This window comes from Acetobacter sp. (genome assembly GCF_022483985.1).
Classification (GTDB): Bacteria; Pseudomonadota; Alphaproteobacteria; order Acetobacterales; family Acetobacteraceae; genus Acetobacter.
On record NZ_JAKVME010000001.1, the window covers coordinates 220,326 to 240,439 of the forward strand.

A 20,114-nucleotide genomic window follows, 5' to 3' on the forward strand; every position below is an offset into this window, starting at 1 on the left:
TTAAAAACATTATATAATTTAGTTTCAATTATCGGAACAAATTGAGTCTGTGATTTCCGCAGAACGGAGCGTTTCAAAAAAGAGCCTGTTCGAAAAAGACGTGGACACCTGAAGCACGCTCGATTGGCGTGACTGTCGCAGGATAAATCTGAAGATAGCCGTCAGAGGAAAGGAACAGAGCAATCCACGATCGACGCATCGGTCTGAGAGAGCTTTCTGAACCCTCACTTAAAAACCGAGCGGACGCATCTCACGAATGAGATCAATCAGAAGTTTCAGTCCTGATGGAACCTGCTGACGACTGGAATAATAGATATGATATCCCGGCCCGGTGGTTGACCAGTCTTCCAGAACGACTCTGGTGGCTCCTTCGGAGACAAGCTGCGCCTGAACCGGTTCCGAGGCAAAAAACAGTCCGGCACCATTGCGTGTCAGGGATAGGCCGGTCTGACTTTCATCAATCGTGATTGTTCCTGGAACATGCACCGCGAATTCCTTGCCATTGCGCTGAAATTCCCACTGGTAAAGGCTCTCATTGCCCAGTCTGATGCGCAGGCAGCGATGGTCCTTCAGGTCATACGGTGTTTCTGGTGTTCCGAAACGCTCCAGATAGGCCGGGGCTCCCGTGACAACCCAGCGGATATCCGCCGATAGACGCTGGACAATCATGTCCTGTGGGACAGTCCCGCCATATCGGATTCCTGCATCGTAACCATCCTTGATCACGTCAACCATTCGGTTGCTCGACGTGATTTCCACGTCCACGTCCGGGTATCGGTCCATGAAGACGGGCAGGACCGGGCCAAGCAGCAGGGGGGCGGCGTCAGCGACGACATTGAGACGAATGCGTCCGGTCGGGCTGTCACGAAATCGGTTCAGGTTTTCTACAGCTTGCCCGATGGCAACGAATGGCGCTGTGATGGAATTGCAGAGTTCCTCACCTGCCGCCGTCAGGGTGACGCTGCGGTTGGTTCGGTGGACAAGACGGATACCCAGCCGGGTTTCAAGTCCTTTCAGCGCGTGACTGAGGGCCGAAGCGCTGATTCCCAGTTCCAGTCCGGCTTTGCGGAAGTTTCGATGCCGGGCAATGGCAAGGAAATAAGTGAAATCGGCAAGGTCTGAACGGCCGAACTGCATGATATGCATGAATGTTCCTCGTATTTCATAATCGGCTCAGACTGCTCTCTCCTAATCAGAAACTGATGAACTGAGACCCATACCGATGTCTGCTATCATAGCATCACACGCTTCTATATCATGCGAGTAATTCATTGCCACGTTGATTGTTATTCATCAAATCTCTCTGGTTTCAAAAATGAAAATGGAAATTATCTTTAAAAAATAAATGACTATCATGTTTCTTTCGCGTCAGTCCGGCTTTGAGATGGTGTCTGCTTCATGTGATCCACCCTTCACCTTCGGTTGCGACCTGTGCACCTGAAGCGCATGGTGATCCGACAGGAGAGAGGCTGACCTGACCGCTGCCCACCGTCGCTGTTTCGGCATTACGGGTATCCCACCGCGTTTGCGAAACCATTGAATGCGTGGGTTGGCAGGCTGCAACAACGTCTCTCGTGCAGGCGATGCCATGCCCTGCAAAACGACGAAAGAGAGCAATTGATGGCAGACGAACCTACGGCCGCGCGCCAGTCATTCGGGGACATCGCTCCCGAGCTTGCTGAAATATCTGACAGGGTGCTGTTTGGGCAGGTCTGGGCCGGAGCGGGTCTGTCGCCCCGTGATCGCAGCCTTGTCACGATCACCAGTCTGATTTCCCTCTATCGGGAAAACGAACTGCCTTTCCATATGAAAAAGGCGCTGGAAAACGGACTGACGAAAGACGAGATCATCGCGGTGATCTCGCAGCTCGCCTTCTATTCCGGTTGGCCGACAGCAATGACAGCGCTGGGTATCGCCCGGAAAGTATTCGATGACGTCGGCACGTCCCGATAATCCGATCGTCAAAAACAGAAAGATTTTCTATGGACTATCGTTATCTCGGCAGAAGTGCCCTGAAGGTTTCCCCGCTCTGCCTTGGCGCCATGATGTTTGGTGGTGAGACGGACGAGCAGACAGCGCAGCGGATCATCGACCGGGCCTTTGAACAGGGAGTCAATTTCCTTGACACCGCTGACGTTTATCATAGCGGCAAATCGGAAATTGCTGTTGGCAAGGCTGTGGCCGCTCATCGTGATGACTGGGTCATTGCCACCAAATTCGGCTATGGCGGCCCAAAATCCGGCTCCAATCAGCAGGGGCAGTCCCGCAAGTGGATCATGCAAACTGTTGAAGCAAGCCTGAAGCGTCTGAATACCGACTATGTCGATATTCTCTATTTTCACCGTACTCTGGTCGATGCGCCCCTTGAAGAAGGTCTCCGCGCCATAAGCGATCTCATCCGTCAGGGGAAGGTGCGCTATTATGGACTGTCCAATTTCAGAGGATGGCGCATCGCAGAGATCGTTCGCCTTGCGGACGCGCTCGGCATGGAGCGACCTGTTGTGAGCCAGCCTCTCTACAACATTGTCGACCGTACCAGCGAAGTTGAACAGATTCCGGCGGCAGCGGCTTATGGGCTGGGAGTTGTTCCTTACAGCCCGCTGGCACGTGGCGTTCTGACGGGTAAATATGCTCCCGGTTCCTCTCCGGCAGCGGATACGCGGGCCGGTCGGGGCGATATGCGGATCATGCAGACGGAATGGCGTCCGGAATCACTGGAGATTGCACGGAAGATCGCGGATTATGCGAGGGATCGCGGCACGACACCCATCGCTTTCGCTCTCGCGTGGATACTGAAAAACAGGCAGGTCAGCGCCCTTATCGCGGGTCCACGCACGGAAGCTCACTGGGAAGGTTACTGCGCGGCGCTCGATGTCGATCTGACATCTGAAGATGAGACTTTTATCGATGGTCTGGTCAGACCCGGTCATGCGTCCACCCCCGGTTATACGGACCCCGGCTATCCGGTCGAAGGTCGCAAGACTGTCTGAAGGAAGGATACAGACAATGAAGACACATGGTTTCTTTGCCGAGAGTGCCGAAGCGCCGCTGAAGCCATTCTCCTTTGATCGCCGCGATGTTCGCAGCAACGATGTTGCCATTGAAATCCTGTATTGTGGCGTCTGCCATAGTGATCTGCATCAGGCCCGCAATGACTGGAGCAACACACTCTACCCGTCCGTGCCGGGACACGAGATCGTTGGCCGCGTCACGGATGTTGGCAGCGACGTGACCCGCTTCAGGGTCGGCGACAGGGTCGCTGTCGGATGCATGGTGGACAGTTGCAGCCACTGTGATCAGTGCCGTCAGGGTGACGAGCAATATTGCCGGGAAGGTGCGACCTGGACCTATAACGGGATCGACCGGATCACGAAGGAAGTGACGTTCGGAGGTTATGCCAGACATATCGTCGTTCGTGACGATTTCGTTCTCTCCGTTCCTGACAGCCTCGATCTTTCGAGGGTTGCCCCCATTCTGTGCGCGGGAATTACAACCTATTCGCCACTCCGTTTCCGGAATGTAGGCCCCGGTTCGCGGGTTGGGGTCGCCGGTCTGGGGGGACTGGGGCATATGGCGGTCAAGCTGGCTACGGGGCTGGGAGCGGATGTCACGGTCATAAGCCGTTCAAAGTCGAAGGAAGGTTCTGCGCTTGCTCTGGGAGCGGGTGGGTTCCTCGTCTCGACCGACAGTCAGGCCATGAAAGAGGCTGCGGGCAGCTTCGACCTCATTATCGATACCATTCCGGTTCAGCATGACGTCTCCGAATTCTTTCCTCTGGTCGATATTGACGGGGCGATCGTCATGGTCGGTCAACTTGGTGCGACGCCAGCGTTCAACACAAGTCCGCTTCTGATCGGACGCAGGCAGCTTGCCGGATCAATCATTGGTGGTATCGCACAGACTCAGGAGCTTCTCGATTTCTGTGGTCGGAAAAACATTCTTGCGGACTGCGAGATGATCCGAATGGAAGAGATCAACGACGCTTTTGTTCGGCTTGAAAAGGGTGATGTCCATTATCGCTTTGTTATCGACATGGCGTCGTTTACGGAAATGGTCTGAGGTGCTGGATGGGGTCTCCACCCCATCCTTCCTGTTGCACTCTTGTTTTTATGGTTTTCCGGTCGTGAGCACTTGCGATAAAACAGGCTGTGTTGGTCTTCAGGCAGCTATGTCGCATCAGGCGCCTTATACTCGCAGGCTGGCATCGTATTGTGAGTTCCTCAGGGCGCCTGAGATCTCTCTCCATACTTCACTGCATCTTTCGACATTAAGTATATATTTCGGTATATAGATAAAGCCGGTTCTCATATTCGTGAGTAACGGCAAAAATACTCATATAATTCGAATGGTTTGTCCAAACCATAAAGCTTCTTTTGAGTGTTTGATGTTCTGCTGAAACCACATCGCCGATCATCTTTGATCATGCATGAGGCCCACTGTTAACAATTCCCAATGTGGCAAGAGTTCAATTGCTCCGACGAAAAAAAGATCATAGAGAATGCAAACCATTCTCAACTTCGGCGCAAAAAATGTTCGACGGTCCAGTGATATCTCGCATTTACTCGTATTCATTTATAGTGAGTTGCCTGGCAGGCACGGTTCTTGCTTCCCGCGCGGATGCTGCTCCTGCTGGTGTCTCCTCAGAGGTTCAAAAAAACGATAAAAATGCACTTCTGACAAAAAGCGTCACTGCGACTGATCCCAAACAAACCGCGACGTCAAAATCACATCCGGTCAATACGGCTGGCAGCACAGAGGCGGGTGGTCAGGAGCATCTGACCGTTTGGGGAAAGAGCCGTCCTCTCCTGACGGCACGATCTCCAAACCGGAAATATACAGCTTCCCTGCTTGATACGCCGCGTTCCGTCTCTGTTGTCACTCAGGAACAGATGAAACTCGTAAACGCAACCTCTTTCGAAGAGGCGATGCGTACCGTTCCGGGAGTGAGCTTCCGTGGCGGTGACGCCTATGCGATTCCGGGCGGAAACTATCCTGTTATTCGAGGATTTGGTTCTTATAGCAATATGTTTATCGATGGCTTGCGTGATAGCGGGGTAAGCCAGCGCGAGGTGTTCGATGTCGAGGAGATGGAAGTTCTTAAAGGGCCGGGTTCGGTCTATGGCGGACGTGGAGGGCTTGGGGGACAGATCAACATCACAACCAAGAAAGCACAGCTTGGCAACCTAACATCAGGCCAGCTTGGTTTTGGTACTGCGGCTTATAAGCGTGGCACAATCGACATCAACCGTCAGCTTGGGTCATCGACAGCCATACGCCTGAACGCAATGGGAGCGGACGGCGATACTGCCGGTCGGGCGCCAATCGGAGGGTATAAATGGGGCGTTGCTCCTTCCGTGTCTTTCGGGTTGGGTACTCCGACCCGTCTGACACTTGGCTATTATCATCTTTACTCTTCCGACATGCCCGACTACTCTGCGCCTTACAGCAAAACTACCCACGAACCGTTGAAAATTCCCCGTCACATGGTGCTGGGTCTGAAGGATCGTGATTTCGAACATAGCACGACGGATCTTGGTCAGATCATCCTTGAAAGGGATCTCTGGCATGACTTCGTGTTTCGCAATACGCTTCAGTGGACCAGCACCCAGTTCGATTATATCGCCACCAATCCCCAATGGCAGAGTACCTCTGCGGCCAATCAGAACATTCTTCTCGAAGCCAAGTCCGGAAAGTTCCATACGGATAATTTTCAGGAACAGGCTATGGTATCGGGCACTTTCAACACCGGGCCGATTCATCACTCCATCAACACCGGTATTGAAGTTTCACGCGAACGTCTGACCCGCAACGAGTATTACGTCAGGGATTCCGCCGGAAACAACATCCGTAGTGGTGGACCATGCTCGGTAGCCTACAACTGCATCAGTGCAGCCAGTCTGGGAAGCTGGAGTCCGTCGAACCCATGGACCGGTTCATATTCTCTCGGAGAGCCGGGTATTGCGCCCCTCAATACCAATGTGACAACAGGATCGGCTTACGCGTTTGATACGATGAGCATGCTGCATGATCATCTCCTGATTAACGGAGGCGTCAGGTTCGACCGCTTCATGACATCCGCGGTTCAGGGCAATCTGGGTCTGAGCAACAATCAGAGTTTCATCAATTATCAGGCTGGAGCAGTCTACAAACCTATCAAACCGATCAGCCTCTATTTCTCCTATGCCACGGCATCCAATCCTGTTGGTGTGGATGCTGGAGCTGACGGGCAGATAGCACTGTCCACCGCGAACAACAAACTGGCTCCGCAGAACGGTAAAAACATCGAGGTCGGCGCTAAGGCTGAATTGTTCAACGGCCGCTTTTCGATAACCGGGTCTCTGTTCGACGGAAAAATGACCAATGCTCAGGTTTCCGATGGTTTTGGCAATCAGATCAATGCGGGCACACAGCGCGTGCGTGGCGCCGAAATCAATGTGGCTGGCAATATCACATCCCGTTGGGAGGTGTTTGGCGGCTGGACGTATCTGGACAGCACGGTTCTCGATGGCGGACCAACCCATGCCAACGTCGGAAAGCGCTTTCCTTACACGCCCGGAAACTCGGTGGCTGTCTGGAGCACCTATAAGATACTGCCGCAATTCAAAGCGGGAGGCGGGCTCACTTATATGAGCAAGCGCTATACCAGCGTGAGCAACTCGGTATGGGTGCCTGAATACGTGCGACTGGATATGGTCGCCGACTATCAGATAACGCGCACTCTGGATTTACAGGCCAATTTGCAGAACCTTACGAACAAACGCTATTATGACCGTATCTATACGAACTACTCCCGTATTGCGGCGGGACGTGCTGTCACTTTCCAACTGACTTTCAAGATGTAGCAACTGGTGCTTTCCGGAGACGGATTTCACATCGAAGACCGGGGTCATTGTCCAGCAGCTTTATCTGCCCCTTGTGAAGCCGGACAATGGCCTGCACCATGCTGAGGCCAAGGCCGCTACCGGGAACTGAACGGCTGTTGTCCAGTCGGACCATTTTTTCAAAAACACGTTCGCGTTCATGAGACGGAATGCCGGGACCATTGTCCGCGACTGTAATGGTGATTGTCTCACCTTCTGTGAATGAAGAAAGAAGAATCCGACTGCCCGGCGGACAGTGATTGATCGCGTTTTCAAGCAGATTGACCAGCACCTGCATCAGAAGAGCCTTGTTGCCCGACAGGCGTGCAGTCTGACAAAGACAGTTCAGCTCCAGCTTCTGTCTCTTGCTTTCAATAATTGGCTGATACAGCTCGGCCACCGATACAAGAAGATCGTCAACATTGAGAAGCTGACTATCCGGAATATCCTCGTCTGCTTCTATCTGGGCAAGTTTCAGTAAAGATGAGAAAATTTCCAGAGCCTCTTCAAGACTGCCTCTGGCGCGGTTCAGAACGTTTACCTGAGGCTCTGTCAGCCCATCCCGCGCTATCTCGTCGAGTTGCTGAGCGAGACGGGAGAGAGGACGACGCATGTCGTGTGCAATATCGTCAGTCACTTGCCGCACACTGTCAATCAGGTGTTCATTCCGATCCAGCATGGCATTAAGACTAACAGCAAGATGGTCGAATTCATCGTTGGTCGCGTTAAGTGTAATCCGCTGGGATATGTCTCCACGCATGATATTGCGAGCAGTCTGACTGATGTTTTCAATCCTGCCCAAGACAAGACGACTGAGAATAAAGCCTCCGATGGTCCCGATGACAATAAACCCTGCGACACTCCAGCTAAGTATGAACCAGAGGTCATGGCGGAGAGTCTGGAGAGGCTCTCCATCGATGCCGACGAACAAATATCCTCCATCCTGCAATATGGAGCCGTATCCGATCACAAGCCGGTGGTCAGGCGGAACGGAACGGTGCGTCCAGGGAAGTCTGCGCCATCCCGCGACAGGCTGGAGATGAAACATGTTGCCGACAATGATTTCCTGTCGTGCATTCTCCAGAAGGTAATAAAATCCCGGTTCGTTTTGAACGAGTTCGGTCATGATGGGTCGCAGATGCGGCACGTCATGACTATGCGCTTCCATGAGCGCCTCATTGCTTTCATTGGCAACCACGTTTTTCATCTGCCGCTCCAGAAGCGCCAGACTATGATAGCCTGAGGTGGCCATCACGCTGACACCACTGATCACAAAACAGCCTGCGAACATGGCTATGATACGAAACGATGAGCTCTGGAAAACAGACAGCCTGTATGAGGGAGGCTCCCGGTATGGCTTCATTCTATTGATTCCGGAGCGTATAACCCTGACCTTTCACAGTGTGAATCAGGGGTGGGGCATCCCGTCCCAGTCGCTCCCTCAGTCGGCTCACATGTGTTTCAACCAGGTTGGTTCGGATTGGAAAATCAATGTCCCAGACAGCCTGAAGGATCATTTCACGAGAAAGAACCACACAGGGATGATTCATGAAATATTCGAGAAGTTTTAATTCCTGAGCCTGTATATAAATTTTTTCTCCAGCGCGGGTGACTTCCCTGGTCAAGAGATCAATTTTGACATCTGCAAAAGTTAGGTATGTTTGACCTGAAGGTTCCTTGGTGCGCCGTAGTAGCCCCTCAATTCTCGCGGATAACTCTGCCACGGCAAAGGGTTTGACAAGATAATCGTCTCCACCGCTTCGAAGTCCTACGACCCGGTCACGAATGCCGTCCATAGTTGTAAGAAAAAGAACCGGTGTCTGGATGTTCATGGCCCGCAAACGGGTGAGAACAGTCAAACCGTCAATGCCCGGAAGACGACGGTCGAGAATGATACAATCCCATGATCGGGATATGGCGAGATCCAGTCCACGAATGCCGTCGGTTTCCACCGTGATCTGGAGGGATGAAGTCAGAAAAAAATCTGTGATGTATGACGCTGTATCCGCGTCGTCTTCTATCAGAAGAATGTTGGATGAGGGGATAAGGAGTTCTTTGCTCATGTTATGCCTTCAGGATGATGCGAATGTAACATGAAGAAGAACTTTTATCGTGACCGTAGCTGATCTGCATGACGCCGTCGTCTGCGAGCGTAAGGATAACCGGTTGGTGTTTACGAGATAGCCTGTTCCTCTCACCTGAATCAGAATGATTACAGTGCTCGGCTGCTGAGATAAATACCTGAGACAGTGGATAAATGAAGAATGTTTTCCTGTCGTCTGTAGTGCTTCGAAAAATATGGTGCATAGACGAGATCCAGAGCGCGGATGGCGTGCTTTATTTCTACCTCCTGTCCGTTTTCCAGTTCAACGGTGAACGTATGATGTCCCCATTTCATCGACGCTGTGTGTCCTGTGCTCTCGGTGACGTACGAAATGACGATGTTTTCGCGGTGTGCCAACTGGATTCCTGACGTAATGAGCATGACGAAACCTGCGATACCCATCGCCAGATGATTTAGACGATGGAACACATGATCATGCACGAGAGGCAATATCATACGCATCAGGTACGATGAGCTTATCGCCGCTGCTGCGAGGATACCGCCAGCCAGCAATACACGGGTGCTCAGGAGGCCGAATGTACCGTAAAGACCGAGCTTAAGGAGATGCAGGAGAATCTCGTTGGCTGCGCGTGTCGCAATGATTTCTTCCTTGCGAAGGCCGAGGCGCAGATAGAATCGGTTGAAAATCAGGCCTACCGCACCGGTGAATCCAGACAGAAAACCGGCCCCGGCTCCGATGGCAACCAGAAAGATTTTTCCTCCCTCAATTGTTTTCTCGGATCTTATCGGCTGAGCAAAAAAAATCAGAGGCAGGTTGCCGATGAGAAATATCGCCAGACAGACTTCGAGATACAGAGGGTCCAGCCTTGTCAAAAGCCATGCACCAAAACCACACAATGGCAACGCGGCAGGGATGAAATATCGGACTATGTCCCAGCGGATGTTGCTATAAAAAGCCGTGATGCGGGAAATTGAGCTGCTCGCGGTTCCGATGGACAGTGCGGCAGGCACTTGGGCAGGTGTGACGATCAGACCCAGCAGAGGCATGAGAAGCAGGCCGGCTCCGCCACCGGAGACAGCACTCAGACCGAATGCGGAAACAGCGAGACAAAATAAAATTACCCATATCAGCATGAACCGGCTTCCGTCGCAGTCTGTAGGGTGCTTGCAGTCTGATGAAAGAAAGCACGTCACGGACACGACATAAGACCTGTGAGCACGCATCAGTCAGCTTAAAATATCCCAATGACGGATCAGTTTCCTCATTGTCAGCGATGCTATCGGTTTGTCGTTCCGCATCTATTGGACGCTGGGACAGGGTGACGGGCGCCTGAAAACCTCGGGAGTGCTGGGTGCGTGGTGGCAATAAGGATTTTCTGACTATGTGGAATGAAATATCGGTTTTTGTTTTATATTTCAGGAGTTATTCGATTTATTATGGTGGAGTTAAAGGTGATCAGGGGTTCCAGCCACAAGTGATTGAACCGTGGATTGCGGGGTAGACGGAAGATATTGCGGCATATCTGTCGGTGCAGGTCCGGCATTTATTGTCAGCGGGAATGGGCACAAAGCGAGAGTTATTTTACGGGGGGGGGGGGGGGGGGCTGTTCCTTAAAAAATAGTCATGTCGTTCCTTGAGTTCAGGAACTGTGACGCGTTGTGACTCTCCATCTTTGTCAGCAAACAGAGCAGGGGAGGACGTTGTGAAGTTGGCAAGAATGGATGATCGTGTTGGGACAAAGCCCGGCTCCGTTGCATGTGGTAAAAAATCGAAGGATCCGGAGACCGTGCCTAATGGTGGGTTGTTTCTGGTGAATAGATTTCCCTTTGTGAGTCGATGTGCGGTCTACAAAATCATGTATTTTATTGATAATATAGATATTTATATGGAATTAAATGTATTTATATAAAATATATTTAGATAATTTATTTTAAATAAAATATAAATTTAAGTTTATTGCGTTTATGAAAATAAATTTTCCTTATAATGTTAAATATATATTCGTTCTTTGTCGTGTTTGTTATTTATGTAAGAGGCGAGACACTCACGGCTACATAGTTTGTAGCTTGTTGTATATAAATGTATATACAACTACTGTTTCGTGGGTATGTAAAAATAATGTATCTTTTTATATTGATAATAATATTTATAAATGTGGAAAAATTAGGCCGATAATTAGCGTGGGTCAAATGCACTGACGCGTTTGATGATTTTATGTCTATACAAATTACGAGTTTTTTTACGATTTGGATTGAATACTAATTTTGTCGTGGTTTTGGCCTGTGATGGAAGTAGCGCTCTCTGATGAATGAATATGTTTTCCCGCCAAAAAATGGTGTTTGCATACTTTAACTATATGATATTAAATGAAAAAATAATTTTAGTTTAATCAAAGAAAACTGCGCGTCGATTGTTTTCGATCTCTGAACGCAATGTTTTTTCAGTGTAGATGAAAATTATGGTTGCATAGACAAGCTGATCAATGTCATTGCTTGTCTGAAACAAAAATACCATCCAGGGCAGGTGCCATGCTGACTATCGTGCATTATCGTGCGTGTAAGACATACATTGCTCTCTCAACCGCCTCCTTTCTGGCGTCCACTGCCTTGGCGCATGCTGCTGTAGACCAGCCTCATGTGCGGAGTGTCAGGGGGCAGCATAAGGTTGTATCCGGCCAGCATGTCGTATCTGGCACGGACGCTTCGGGTAAATCGGCAGCGCCTCGTGCGTTTGTATCTCATGGCACTGAAGAGGTGCGGGTCAGCGCGGTCCTGCAACATGGGGCTTATGGACGGGTACGCCGTGTTGCGGGTGGCGGGCTTATGGCCCGTCAGACCGGAGGAGATATGCGAAGCACGGTGACATCGGAATATATCAACAAGCAGGCGGCCACGACCACGGCTTATCAGGCTGTATCCCTTACTCCGGGTGCGAATTTTTCCCAAAGTGATCCATACGGTTTTGCGGCCAACTCCATGCTGAGTGTGCGTGGGTTGGGAGGGAACGAAGTGGGGCAGGTCTGGGAAGGCATGCCTGTGAATGATATCGAAACATACAATGGATATCCGACCTACTGGGCGGATGGTGAGGATATTGACTCAGTCAGTCTGACGCAGGGGTCTGCCGCCATTACGGCTCCGGTCATGAATGCCGCCGGCGGGCAGATTACAACGACGATGCGTGATCCGGCCAAGAAGTTTGGCGGATTGGTTGACTATAGTTATGGCACGTTGAATCTGCAGCGGTTTTATGGTCGCGTTGATACCGGTGAAATTGGGCATACCGGAGTGACCGGTTATGTCTCTTTCTCCAACGGCACAGCCAAGAACTCGCTTGGGCCGGGGCGGCAGATGCGGCGACACGTTGATTTCAGTCTGAAAAAGGATTTCGAAAACGGCGATGTCATCAAGCTGAACGGCTCCTACGTTGACATGGACTACATGAACAACCCGAACCCCAGCATGGCGGATTGGAAGGCAGAGGGGCGCAGCTATGCGAGAGGCAGCACTTTTTCGCCCGGCAGTTCGGATTACTGGCTGCAAAATCGCTGGAAATGGGAGCAGATCATGCTCAGCATGCCGTCGCTCTTCAAGCTGCCGGGTAAGACCGAGCTGACTGTCACACCTTATTTCCTTGAGGCATGGCAGAATTCTCCAGCGTCTTCCACTTTGTCCGAGACCGGAAATTACTATGGCACACAGCCTGTTTCCGTAAACATTCCCGGTTTTGACGCGGCGGGAGGAAGTGTGCGGAGCGATTATGTGGGGACGCAGAGCGTGGGTGGAATCAACGCGGCTCTCTCTCGCAAATTTGGTGACCACAAGCTTACTCTTGGGTATTGGTATCAATACGCCGTGGATGATCTGTCCATGCCGTTTTCCAGCGTATCGCCTTCTGGTTCCGCGGGTTCTGCATGGAGCCTGCATAATGTGACCATGGGCAATGGTGAGCCCTATCTGGCGGAAAAAGAGCATACAGTCACCCAGACAAACGCGATTTATCTGCAAGATGAGGTCTCGCTTTTGCAGGACAGGCTTAAGATTGTTGGGGGGATCAAGGCGCTGATGGTAAACCGGGAGGGCACAAACAGTCTGCCCGGACCTCAGTACCATGCGGGAAGCAACAACTTCCAGCCGCTTCCACGGCTTTCCGTGGCGTACAAATTCAATAAGGAGCATCAGGTCTTTTTCAATGTGACCACAAACACGCTTATGCCGATTGATGATACTTTGTACAACAGCTACTCGGGAGGGGCGGTTTCCACGCAGGGTAACTCCGCCCTTAAGCCGGAATATTCGATTTCCGAAGAGTTGGGCTACCGGTATCAGGGAAAGATTGCCCACGCGTCTATTGCACTCTTTAATTACAACTTCACCAATCGTCAGGTTTCCAGCCTGCGATACGTGAATAATGTGCAGGTTTATTCCACCATCAACGGTGGCGGGCAGACAACACGCGGTGTGGATTTTGAAGCCGGTCTAATGCCGTTCTATGGGTTTTCTCCCTATGTGTCGGCCGAGTATCTGCACGCAACGGTTGACAACAACATTCAGGTTGGCAACGACTATCTTCCTACCGCCGGTAAAACGGCTGTCAGAAGCCCGCATTTTCAGGGTGCGATCGGTATTGTTTACGACCATCGAAATTTCTTCGGTACTTTCTCCGTCAAATATACCGGGTCGCAATATTCGACATTCATGAATGACGAGAAAATGCCAAGCTACAAGACGCTCAACCTCTCTCTGGGTTATCGTCTTCCAAGCTTCGGATTTGTTAAAAATCCAGAAATACGTGTTGCCTTCATGAATCTGACAGATGAAAAGGTTCTGTCTGGTGTGGCGTCACCTCAACTGAACGCCCAGACCACAACGGGGATACATGGCACGAGTATAGAAGGCGGTTCAGCGAGCTATTACATTGCGCCGCGCTTTACCTCATCCATGACCATTGCTGCCGGTTTCTGAATTCATCGCGTCAAGTTCATTACAAGAAAAACAGAGGTTCAAGTTTATGCAGAATGAGTCCTTTTCTTCCGAGAGGGCCGTGGCGAACGGTCGTGTGATCCGGGCTGCTCACGGGAGAGAGAAAACTGCCAGATCATGGCAGACAGAAGCTGCGTTGCGCATGCTGATGAACAATCTGGACCCGGAGGTGGCCGAAAAGCCGGATGAGCTGGTTGTTTATGGCGGTATTGGCAAGGCGGCCCGTAACTGGGCCTGCTATGACCGTATTGTTGAATGCATTCGCGGTCTGGGTGATGAAGAAACGCTGGTTGTGCAATCGGGTAAACCGGTGGGGGTGTTCCGGACCCATGCCAATGCGCCGCGCGTGCTGATTGCAAACTCCAATCTGGTGCCCCATTGGGCCAACTGGGACAAATTCAACGAACTCGATCGTCGTGGCTTGATGATGTATGGGCAGATGACCGCTGGCTCGTGGATCTACATCGGCTCCCAGGGCATTGTGCAGGGGACGTATGAAACCTTTGTCGAGATGGCGCGCCAGTATTACGCTGGAAGCCTGAAAGGCCGCTGGATTCTGACGGGAGGCCTTGGCGGGATGAGTGGCGCGCAGCCGCTTGCGGCCGTTATGGCGGGTGCGTCCATGCTGGCGGTTGAGTGTGAACCCTCGCGCATCCGCAAACGTCTGGAAACCGGCTACCTCGATCGACAGGTGGATACGCTGGATGAAGCGCTGAGCATCATTCATGATGCCTGCGCAAAAGGCGAGGCTGTTTCGGTTGGTTTGCTGGGCAATGCGGCGGAAATTTTCCCCGAACTGGTGCGCCGCGGCATCCGTCCCGATGCGGTAACGGACCAGACCTCCGCTCATGATCCGCTTAATGGCTACCTGCCTGCCGGGTGGACACTGGAGCAGGCGGAAAAAATGCGTGAGACAAACCCTGCCGCGGTGGAAAAAGCGGCCCGCGCCTCCATGCGTGAGCATGTTGCGGCCATGGTTGCGTTCCACCGTATGGGTATTCCCACTTTTGATTATGGCAACAATATCCGTCAAATGGCGTTTGAGGACGGTCTGGAGGACGCATTTGCCTTCCCCGGTTTCGTGCCGGCCTATATTCGTCCGCTCTTCTGTCGGGGCATCGGTCCGTTCCGCTGGGCGGCGTTGTCTGGTGATCCAGAAGATATTTACAAGACCGATCAGAAGGTCAAGGAACTCCTGCCCGACGACAAGCACCTGCATAACTGGCTCGATATGGCCCGAGAGAAAATCCAGTTTCAGGGACTGCCCTCTCGTATCTGCTGGGTTGGTCTGGGAGATCGTCACCGTCTGGGATTGGCCTTTAACGAAATGGTTGCCAAGGGTGAACTCAAGGCTCCCATCGTGATCGGGCGTGATCATCTGGACAGCGGATCGGTCGCCAGTCCTAACCGTGAAACGGAATCCATGCAGGATGGTTCGGATGCAGTGTCTGACTGGCCCTTGCTGAACGCGCTGCTGAACACGGCGTCTGGCGCCACCTGGGTTTCCCTCCATCACGGTGGCGGGGTTGGTATGGGATTCTCGCAACATTCGGGCATGGTCATTGTTGCTGATGGCACGGATGATGCCGCTGCCCGTCTTGAGCGGGTGTTGTGGAATGACCCGGCAACCGGCGTCATGCGTCATGCGGATGCGGGTTATGAAATTGCGGTGAACTGCGCCAAGGAAAAAGGTCTGGATCTGCCTATGATAACCCGTAAAGACTGAGGATACATGACAGGCATGGGGAGGCTGTTCTGCTGACAGTCTACACCCATGTCGTGTTTCCCGTGTCTCATTCTTCCTATTTTCTAGTGCGTAATCGGAAAGACAAGATATATGGCCAGATCAGAACCATCTCGTTTTGTTCAGGATCGTTCAGTTCTGGTCCTTGCCGTGGGAGCGAGCATCTGCTCCGGATGCGCGCATCTGGGCTCTTCCATTATGCCGTTTCAGATTGACGCGCTGATGACAGGCCTGCATCAGTCCGCCAGTCTGGCGGGTCTTTTTGGTTTTTTCGAAATTTTCGCCTTTGCGATGTTCATGCTGTTATTGTCGCGCATTTTCCTTGCGTTGCCGGTTATGTACTCCGCTCTGTCAGGCATGGTTCTGGGTATTGTGGCCTGTCTGCTGGTTTATGTCGGGCCGGGAGCGGAGGTCTGGATCTGTAGTGTCGCCGTTTTACTTGGTCTTTCCGCAGCACTGCTGGGTCGCTCCTATGTAAGGGCAGTGTCCTCATCGCTTAACCCGGAGCGGATTTATGCTATTGCCAGCGGTGGGGGATTGGTCATTATCGTTTCGGTTATCGCTCTTGTGCCTGTAACCACGCGTTACTTCGGTTCATTGGGGGTTTTTCTGGCTGTGGCCTGCATCATGCTGCTTGCCATGCCCTCTGTTCTCAGTTTTCGTAATGTTCATGCGGGCGGAAAAGTTTTTCGGAAGCAGGAGAGCGGCCCGCTCCTGACGGGCGGGGCCATTGCGCTGTTGTGCGTGTGGGTAGGCTGCTCTCTGGGCTCCAGTATGGCGTGGTCTTTTGCCGAACGCATGGGCCGTAATCTCGGTCTTTCTCCCGACTTTATTGTCTCTCTCTCGACGGTCGGCATTGTCACCAGTGTTCTTGCAAGTCTGGTGGGGGCGGCCTTCGCGCATTGCTGGAGCAGGGAGACGGTCCTGCTGCTGACCCTGCTTGGAACCGGAGCAGGCTGTCTGCTGACCTGTGTGGCATGGGATGCCTTCAGTTATGGTTTTGGCGTGGTCCTGTACTGGAACTGCGCCATGCTGTCTTACGCATGGCTTCTGGGAAGTGCGGCCACGCTGGATGGCAGTGGCCGGGTTGGAACATTTTGCGGCGGCATGGACCGGATGGGGTATGCCCTTGGCGCTCCGTTGGGTGGGCTTCTGGTTGACCATACCTCGTTTGCAGTGCTCGGAATTTGTGGATTCCTGATGTGCGTGCTTCCTTTGCCTTTTGCGCTGCCGGTTCTTTTTCGGGCACTGCACCAGTCCACTCTGGCCTCTGGGGAGCATGAAGCCCATCTGGAAATGGTATAAACTCCGGGAGATGGTCCGCAACAGACAGACAAGGCGGTTTTGGCAGCCGCCTTTGTTGTGGTGGAATCAGACGTGCGTCCCTGTGTCAGGGGTGCGTTGCTCCAAGCCAGTTGGCAATGGCTGTAATATCATCCGCCAGCGGATGGTCTTCCTGATAAAGCGGAACTTCAGCCCGGACCTGAGTATACAGTTCCTGTGTTTTCGGTGCCAGATCAGGGTAAAGACTGGCCAGATCAATTGCCTGACACAGAGCCAGAAGTTCAATGGCAAGGATGGTGCGGGTGTTGTCCACGACAGTCTGGGCCTTGAGAGCCGAAGGAGTGGCGTGGACCAGAATATCCTCCTGCAATCCGGAGGTGATGCCTCCATCCAGACTGGCTGGCGCCGCCATGCGCCGGTTCTGTCCGACGAGAGCGCAGGCCGTGTATTGCGCGATCATAAAGCCGCTGCCTGTGCCGCTGTCACTCGGCAGAAAGGCAGGGAAGGGACTGACAAGCGGATTGACCATGCGGTCCAGCCGCCGCTCCGCCACAGCGCCCAGAGATGCCGCGGCGACTGCGGCTTCATCCATGACCCTTGCCAGACTGGCGCCAACCGCATGCGCTTGTGAAAAAGCCCGAGGCTGGTTGTCAATGTCAATGATGGCCGGATTATCGGACAGGCTGCCCAATTCCTGTGTCAGTGTGCGGGTAATGCCCTCAAGCGCGTCATGCACGCTGCCATGAATATGAGGAATGGCGCGCAGGCTCAGGGCATCCTGTGTTCTGCTCCCCTGTCGCGCGGCAAGATGTAGGGAATCTTGCGTGAGGGCTCGCAGTCTGGCGGAAACCCGTTGGCCTCCGGGCATATTTCGTAAGGTGGCTGAACGCGGATCAAACGCCCGACGCTGTCCGCCCATGATATCAAATGTGGCTGCGGCAATCCTGTCGGCCCAGTGCAGGGCCATGCTCAGGGAGTGGGTGCTCAGGCATCCAAGCCCGGTTGCACAGGCAAGCCCGTTAACCAGAGCAAGCCCTTCCTTGGCCTCCGGCTGCAAGGGAGCAAAGCCCAGCCTCTGCATGACAAGGCTTGCGGCTTGCGGTCCGTCCAGGGTTTGCAGCGTTCCGTGGCCTATCAGCGCCAGCGCAATATGCGCCATGTGCACCAGATAACCCACCGAACCTTCGCTTGGAACAACAGGCAGGCAGTTGCTGTTGAGTAGGGCGATCAGCCGGTCAGGAATAGTTTCGCGGACACCGGTATAGCCCAGTGCGTAGGAGTTGACGGCGCAGGCCATGATCGCGCGTGTCTGTGCGGGGGTAAGGGGGCGACCAACACCCACGGCATGGCTGAACAGGATTTTTCTGGACAGTTCAGCCTGCTGTTCGGCGGATATTCTCTGCTCGGAAAGCCCTCCCACGCCTGTATTCAGGCCGTAAATGGGGGTGTCACCTTCAATCAGATGGCGCAGGCTGGTGTTGGCATGACGGATGCGTAGACGCGCTGCACTGGAAAGATCCAGTTTTACGGTGCCCTGTGCAATATCCCATACCTGCCGGGGAACAAGGGGGGCGTCCAGCAACAGGGTTTGTCGCGTGTCGGGCATGACGGATTGCTACCTGCACTATTGTATGTACAAGTATGTTTCATGGGTTTCTCCGTGCTGTCAATGACAATACGGAGCCTGCGCCGATCAGGGTTTGTAGTGCCCACCAAAGCTGTAGCGGTTGCCGGGATAGGTGAAAATTCCTTTCATGACGACATGATTGTCCACCCATGTCCGTCGGACGAGTTGCAGGCAGGCGTCATGCGGACCAATCTGGAGATCCTTGGACATGCCAGCTGAGGGGGAGACGGCAAAAACCACGTGTTCAATTTCCTCGGGGCCGGCAATGCTGACGAGGTAGCGGTGGGGAATGGTCGTGGTAAAATCCTGCTCCAGATAATCCGGCGCAAAAGCGGGCAGAACAAAGCGTTCTTCGAGCTGAAGCGGAGTGTCGTCCTCGTAATGCACGATCAGGGAGCGGAAAAGCCGCGCTCCGGGACGCAGGTCAAAGGCAATGGCCAGATCGCTATTGGCCCGGATCATCTCCAGCGCCAGAACCTGCGCATGGTAGTTGTTTCCACTGGCTACAATATCATCAACAATGTCGCGTATTTCCAGCAGTTCCACGCGTTTGGCCGGTTTGGCGACAAAAGTGCCAATCCCTTGAGCGCGTGTCACAATGCCGTCCGCCGTCAGCTCTCGCAGGGCGCGATGCACTGTCATGCGTGAAATGCCAAGTTGTTCAACAAGTTCGTTCTCGGAAGGAAGGCGGTAGCCCACATTCCATTCCCCCTTGTTGATACGGTCGGTAATAAAGGTCTTGACCTGTACATAGCGAGAGGCAGAGCGGTTTTTCTTGAGTGTCTGTGACAAGGTTATTCCATGACATCGTTGCCTGATTGCGCACACCTTAGCATCGGCGGCGCAAAAAGCGAGCATGGGAAAAATATGGGAATTCAGTATATTGTATTTACCGCCTTTGACACGGTCGTCCGGCCTGACATTCCAGAGCTGGAAAAATCCAGAAGACGGTTTGATTGTAAGGTATGACAGACATGTCCCGTGTTGCTTTTTTCAAGGATTTTGACTGGGAGCCCTGGAAAAACGGACAGGGCCTTACACGTGTGCTGGCCGGGGATACCGGATGGCGGCTCAGTCTGGCCGAAATCCGGACATCCTCCAGTTTCTCCATTTTTGGAGGGCAGACGCGTGAGATCGGTCTGATGCAGGGATACGGCATCACCCTTCAGCCAGATGATCCGGCTCTTGCGGCCATAGTGCTGGATGAAACGGGAGTCTGTTTCCGTTTTTCTGGTGATGTCCCGCTTACAGGTCAGTTGCATGACGGTCCGGTGCAGGTGCTGAACCTGATGTACGGAGTGGAACGTCATGCGCTGCGACCGATTACGCAGGCCGGGACTGTAACCAATCTTCTGGCGCTGGTGCCTGTGCGTGGTGTGTGGTGCGCAAAGGCGGAACGGCAACCGGAGATGTCTGTTGCTGCGGAAACCTCCTTCCTGCGGTTTTCCACTCCTCAGGATATGGAGTTGGTACCGCAGGAGGGAGCCGTTTCTCTGGCTTATGGTGTCTTTGCCGTTTCCGGTGAGGAAACCTGAAAACAGGGGGAAGCTC

The 20,114-nt window shown here is 52.9% G+C and carries 14 protein-coding genes; 8 read left to right on the forward strand and 6 right to left on the reverse strand.

Annotated features, from left to right (window positions below):
* Window positions 1-228 precede the first annotated feature (228 nt).
* Entirely contained in the window at window positions 229-1,146 is a 918-nt protein-coding gene (locus LKE90_RS00995; RefSeq protein WP_291492722.1) for a LysR family transcriptional regulator, read from the reverse strand.
* Between the two features lie 474 nt (window positions 1,147-1,620).
* Here LKE90_RS00995 and LKE90_RS01000 point away from each other — a divergent pair, with 474 nt between their 5' ends.
* From LKE90_RS01000 to LKE90_RS01015, 4 genes are all read left to right on the forward strand, one after another.
* A complete protein-coding gene (locus LKE90_RS01000; RefSeq protein WP_291492724.1) occupies window positions 1,621-1,953 on the forward strand; it encodes a carboxymuconolactone decarboxylase family protein in 333 nt (110 codons plus the stop codon).
* Between the two features lie 29 nt (window positions 1,954-1,982).
* Window positions 1,983-2,990: an aldo/keto reductase gene (locus LKE90_RS01005; RefSeq protein ID WP_291492726.1), complete on the forward strand. Its 1,008-nt coding sequence runs from the start codon at window positions 1,983-1,985 to the stop codon at window positions 2,988-2,990.
* A gap of 16 nt (window positions 2,991-3,006) precedes the next feature.
* Entirely contained in the window at window positions 3,007-4,059 is a 1,053-nt protein-coding gene (locus tag LKE90_RS01010; RefSeq protein WP_291492728.1) for an NAD(P)-dependent alcohol dehydrogenase, read from the forward strand.
* Window positions 4,060-4,529: 470 nt separating this feature from the next.
* Window positions 4,530-6,842: a TonB-dependent receptor gene (locus tag LKE90_RS01015; protein WP_291492730.1), complete on the forward strand. Its 2,313-nt coding sequence runs from the start codon at window positions 4,530-4,532 to the stop codon at window positions 6,840-6,842.
* Here LKE90_RS01015 and LKE90_RS01020 read toward each other — a convergent pair.
* The 3 genes from LKE90_RS01020 to LKE90_RS01030 all read right to left on the reverse strand — a co-directional run bounded on the left by LKE90_RS01020 (window position 6,832) and on the right by LKE90_RS01030 (window position 10,059).
* A complete protein-coding gene (locus tag LKE90_RS01020) occupies window positions 6,832-8,112 on the reverse strand; it encodes a sensor histidine kinase (protein WP_291492773.1) in 1,281 nt (426 codons plus the stop codon). The genes LKE90_RS01015 and LKE90_RS01020 overlap by 11 nt on opposite strands.
* Before the next feature lie 112 nt (window positions 8,113-8,224).
* Window positions 8,225-8,923, reverse strand: coding sequence for a response regulator transcription factor (locus LKE90_RS01025; protein ID WP_291492732.1), 699 nt, complete (start codon window positions 8,921-8,923; stop codon window positions 8,225-8,227).
* A 149-nt stretch (window positions 8,924-9,072) separates the two neighbouring features.
* Window positions 9,073-10,059 (reverse strand): sulfite exporter TauE/SafE family protein, encoded by a 987-nt coding sequence (locus LKE90_RS01030; protein WP_291492733.1) that lies wholly within the window; start codon window positions 10,057-10,059, stop codon window positions 9,073-9,075.
* 1,395 nt (window positions 10,060-11,454) lie between these two features.
* Between LKE90_RS01030 and LKE90_RS01035 the strand changes: the two genes are divergently transcribed.
* The 3 genes from LKE90_RS01035 (at window position 11,455) to LKE90_RS01045 (ending at window position 16,957) form a co-directional block, all read left to right on the forward strand.
* Entirely contained in the window at window positions 11,455-13,890 is a 2,436-nt protein-coding gene (locus tag LKE90_RS01035; protein ID WP_291500967.1) for a TonB-dependent receptor, read from the forward strand.
* A gap of 46 nt (window positions 13,891-13,936) precedes the next feature.
* Window positions 13,937-15,634, forward strand: a complete 1,698-nt coding sequence (hutU, locus tag LKE90_RS01040) for a urocanate hydratase (protein ID WP_291500968.1) — start codon at window positions 13,937-13,939, stop codon at window positions 15,632-15,634.
* A gap of 111 nt (window positions 15,635-15,745) precedes the next feature.
* Entirely contained in the window at window positions 15,746-16,957 is a 1,212-nt protein-coding gene (locus LKE90_RS01045; protein ID WP_291500969.1) for a hypothetical protein, read from the forward strand.
* An 85-nt stretch (window positions 16,958-17,042) separates the two neighbouring features.
* On the opposite strand, the gene LKE90_RS01050 is transcribed toward LKE90_RS01045, so the two are convergent.
* Together LKE90_RS01050 and hutC are read right to left on the reverse strand one after the other, a co-directional pair.
* Window positions 17,043-18,542, reverse strand: coding sequence for an HAL/PAL/TAL family ammonia-lyase (locus LKE90_RS01050; protein WP_291500970.1), 1,500 nt, complete (start codon window positions 18,540-18,542; stop codon window positions 17,043-17,045).
* An 87-nt stretch (window positions 18,543-18,629) separates the two neighbouring features.
* A complete protein-coding gene (gene hutC / locus LKE90_RS01055; RefSeq protein ID WP_291500971.1) occupies window positions 18,630-19,355 on the reverse strand; it encodes a histidine utilization repressor in 726 nt (241 codons plus the stop codon).
* A 182-nt stretch (window positions 19,356-19,537) separates the two neighbouring features.
* On the opposite strand from hutC, the gene LKE90_RS01060 reads away from it, so the two are divergent.
* Window positions 19,538-20,098: a HutD/Ves family protein gene (locus LKE90_RS01060; RefSeq protein WP_291500972.1), complete on the forward strand. Its 561-nt coding sequence runs from the start codon at window positions 19,538-19,540 to the stop codon at window positions 20,096-20,098.
* The last annotated feature ends 16 nt before the right edge of the window (window positions 20,099-20,114 follow it).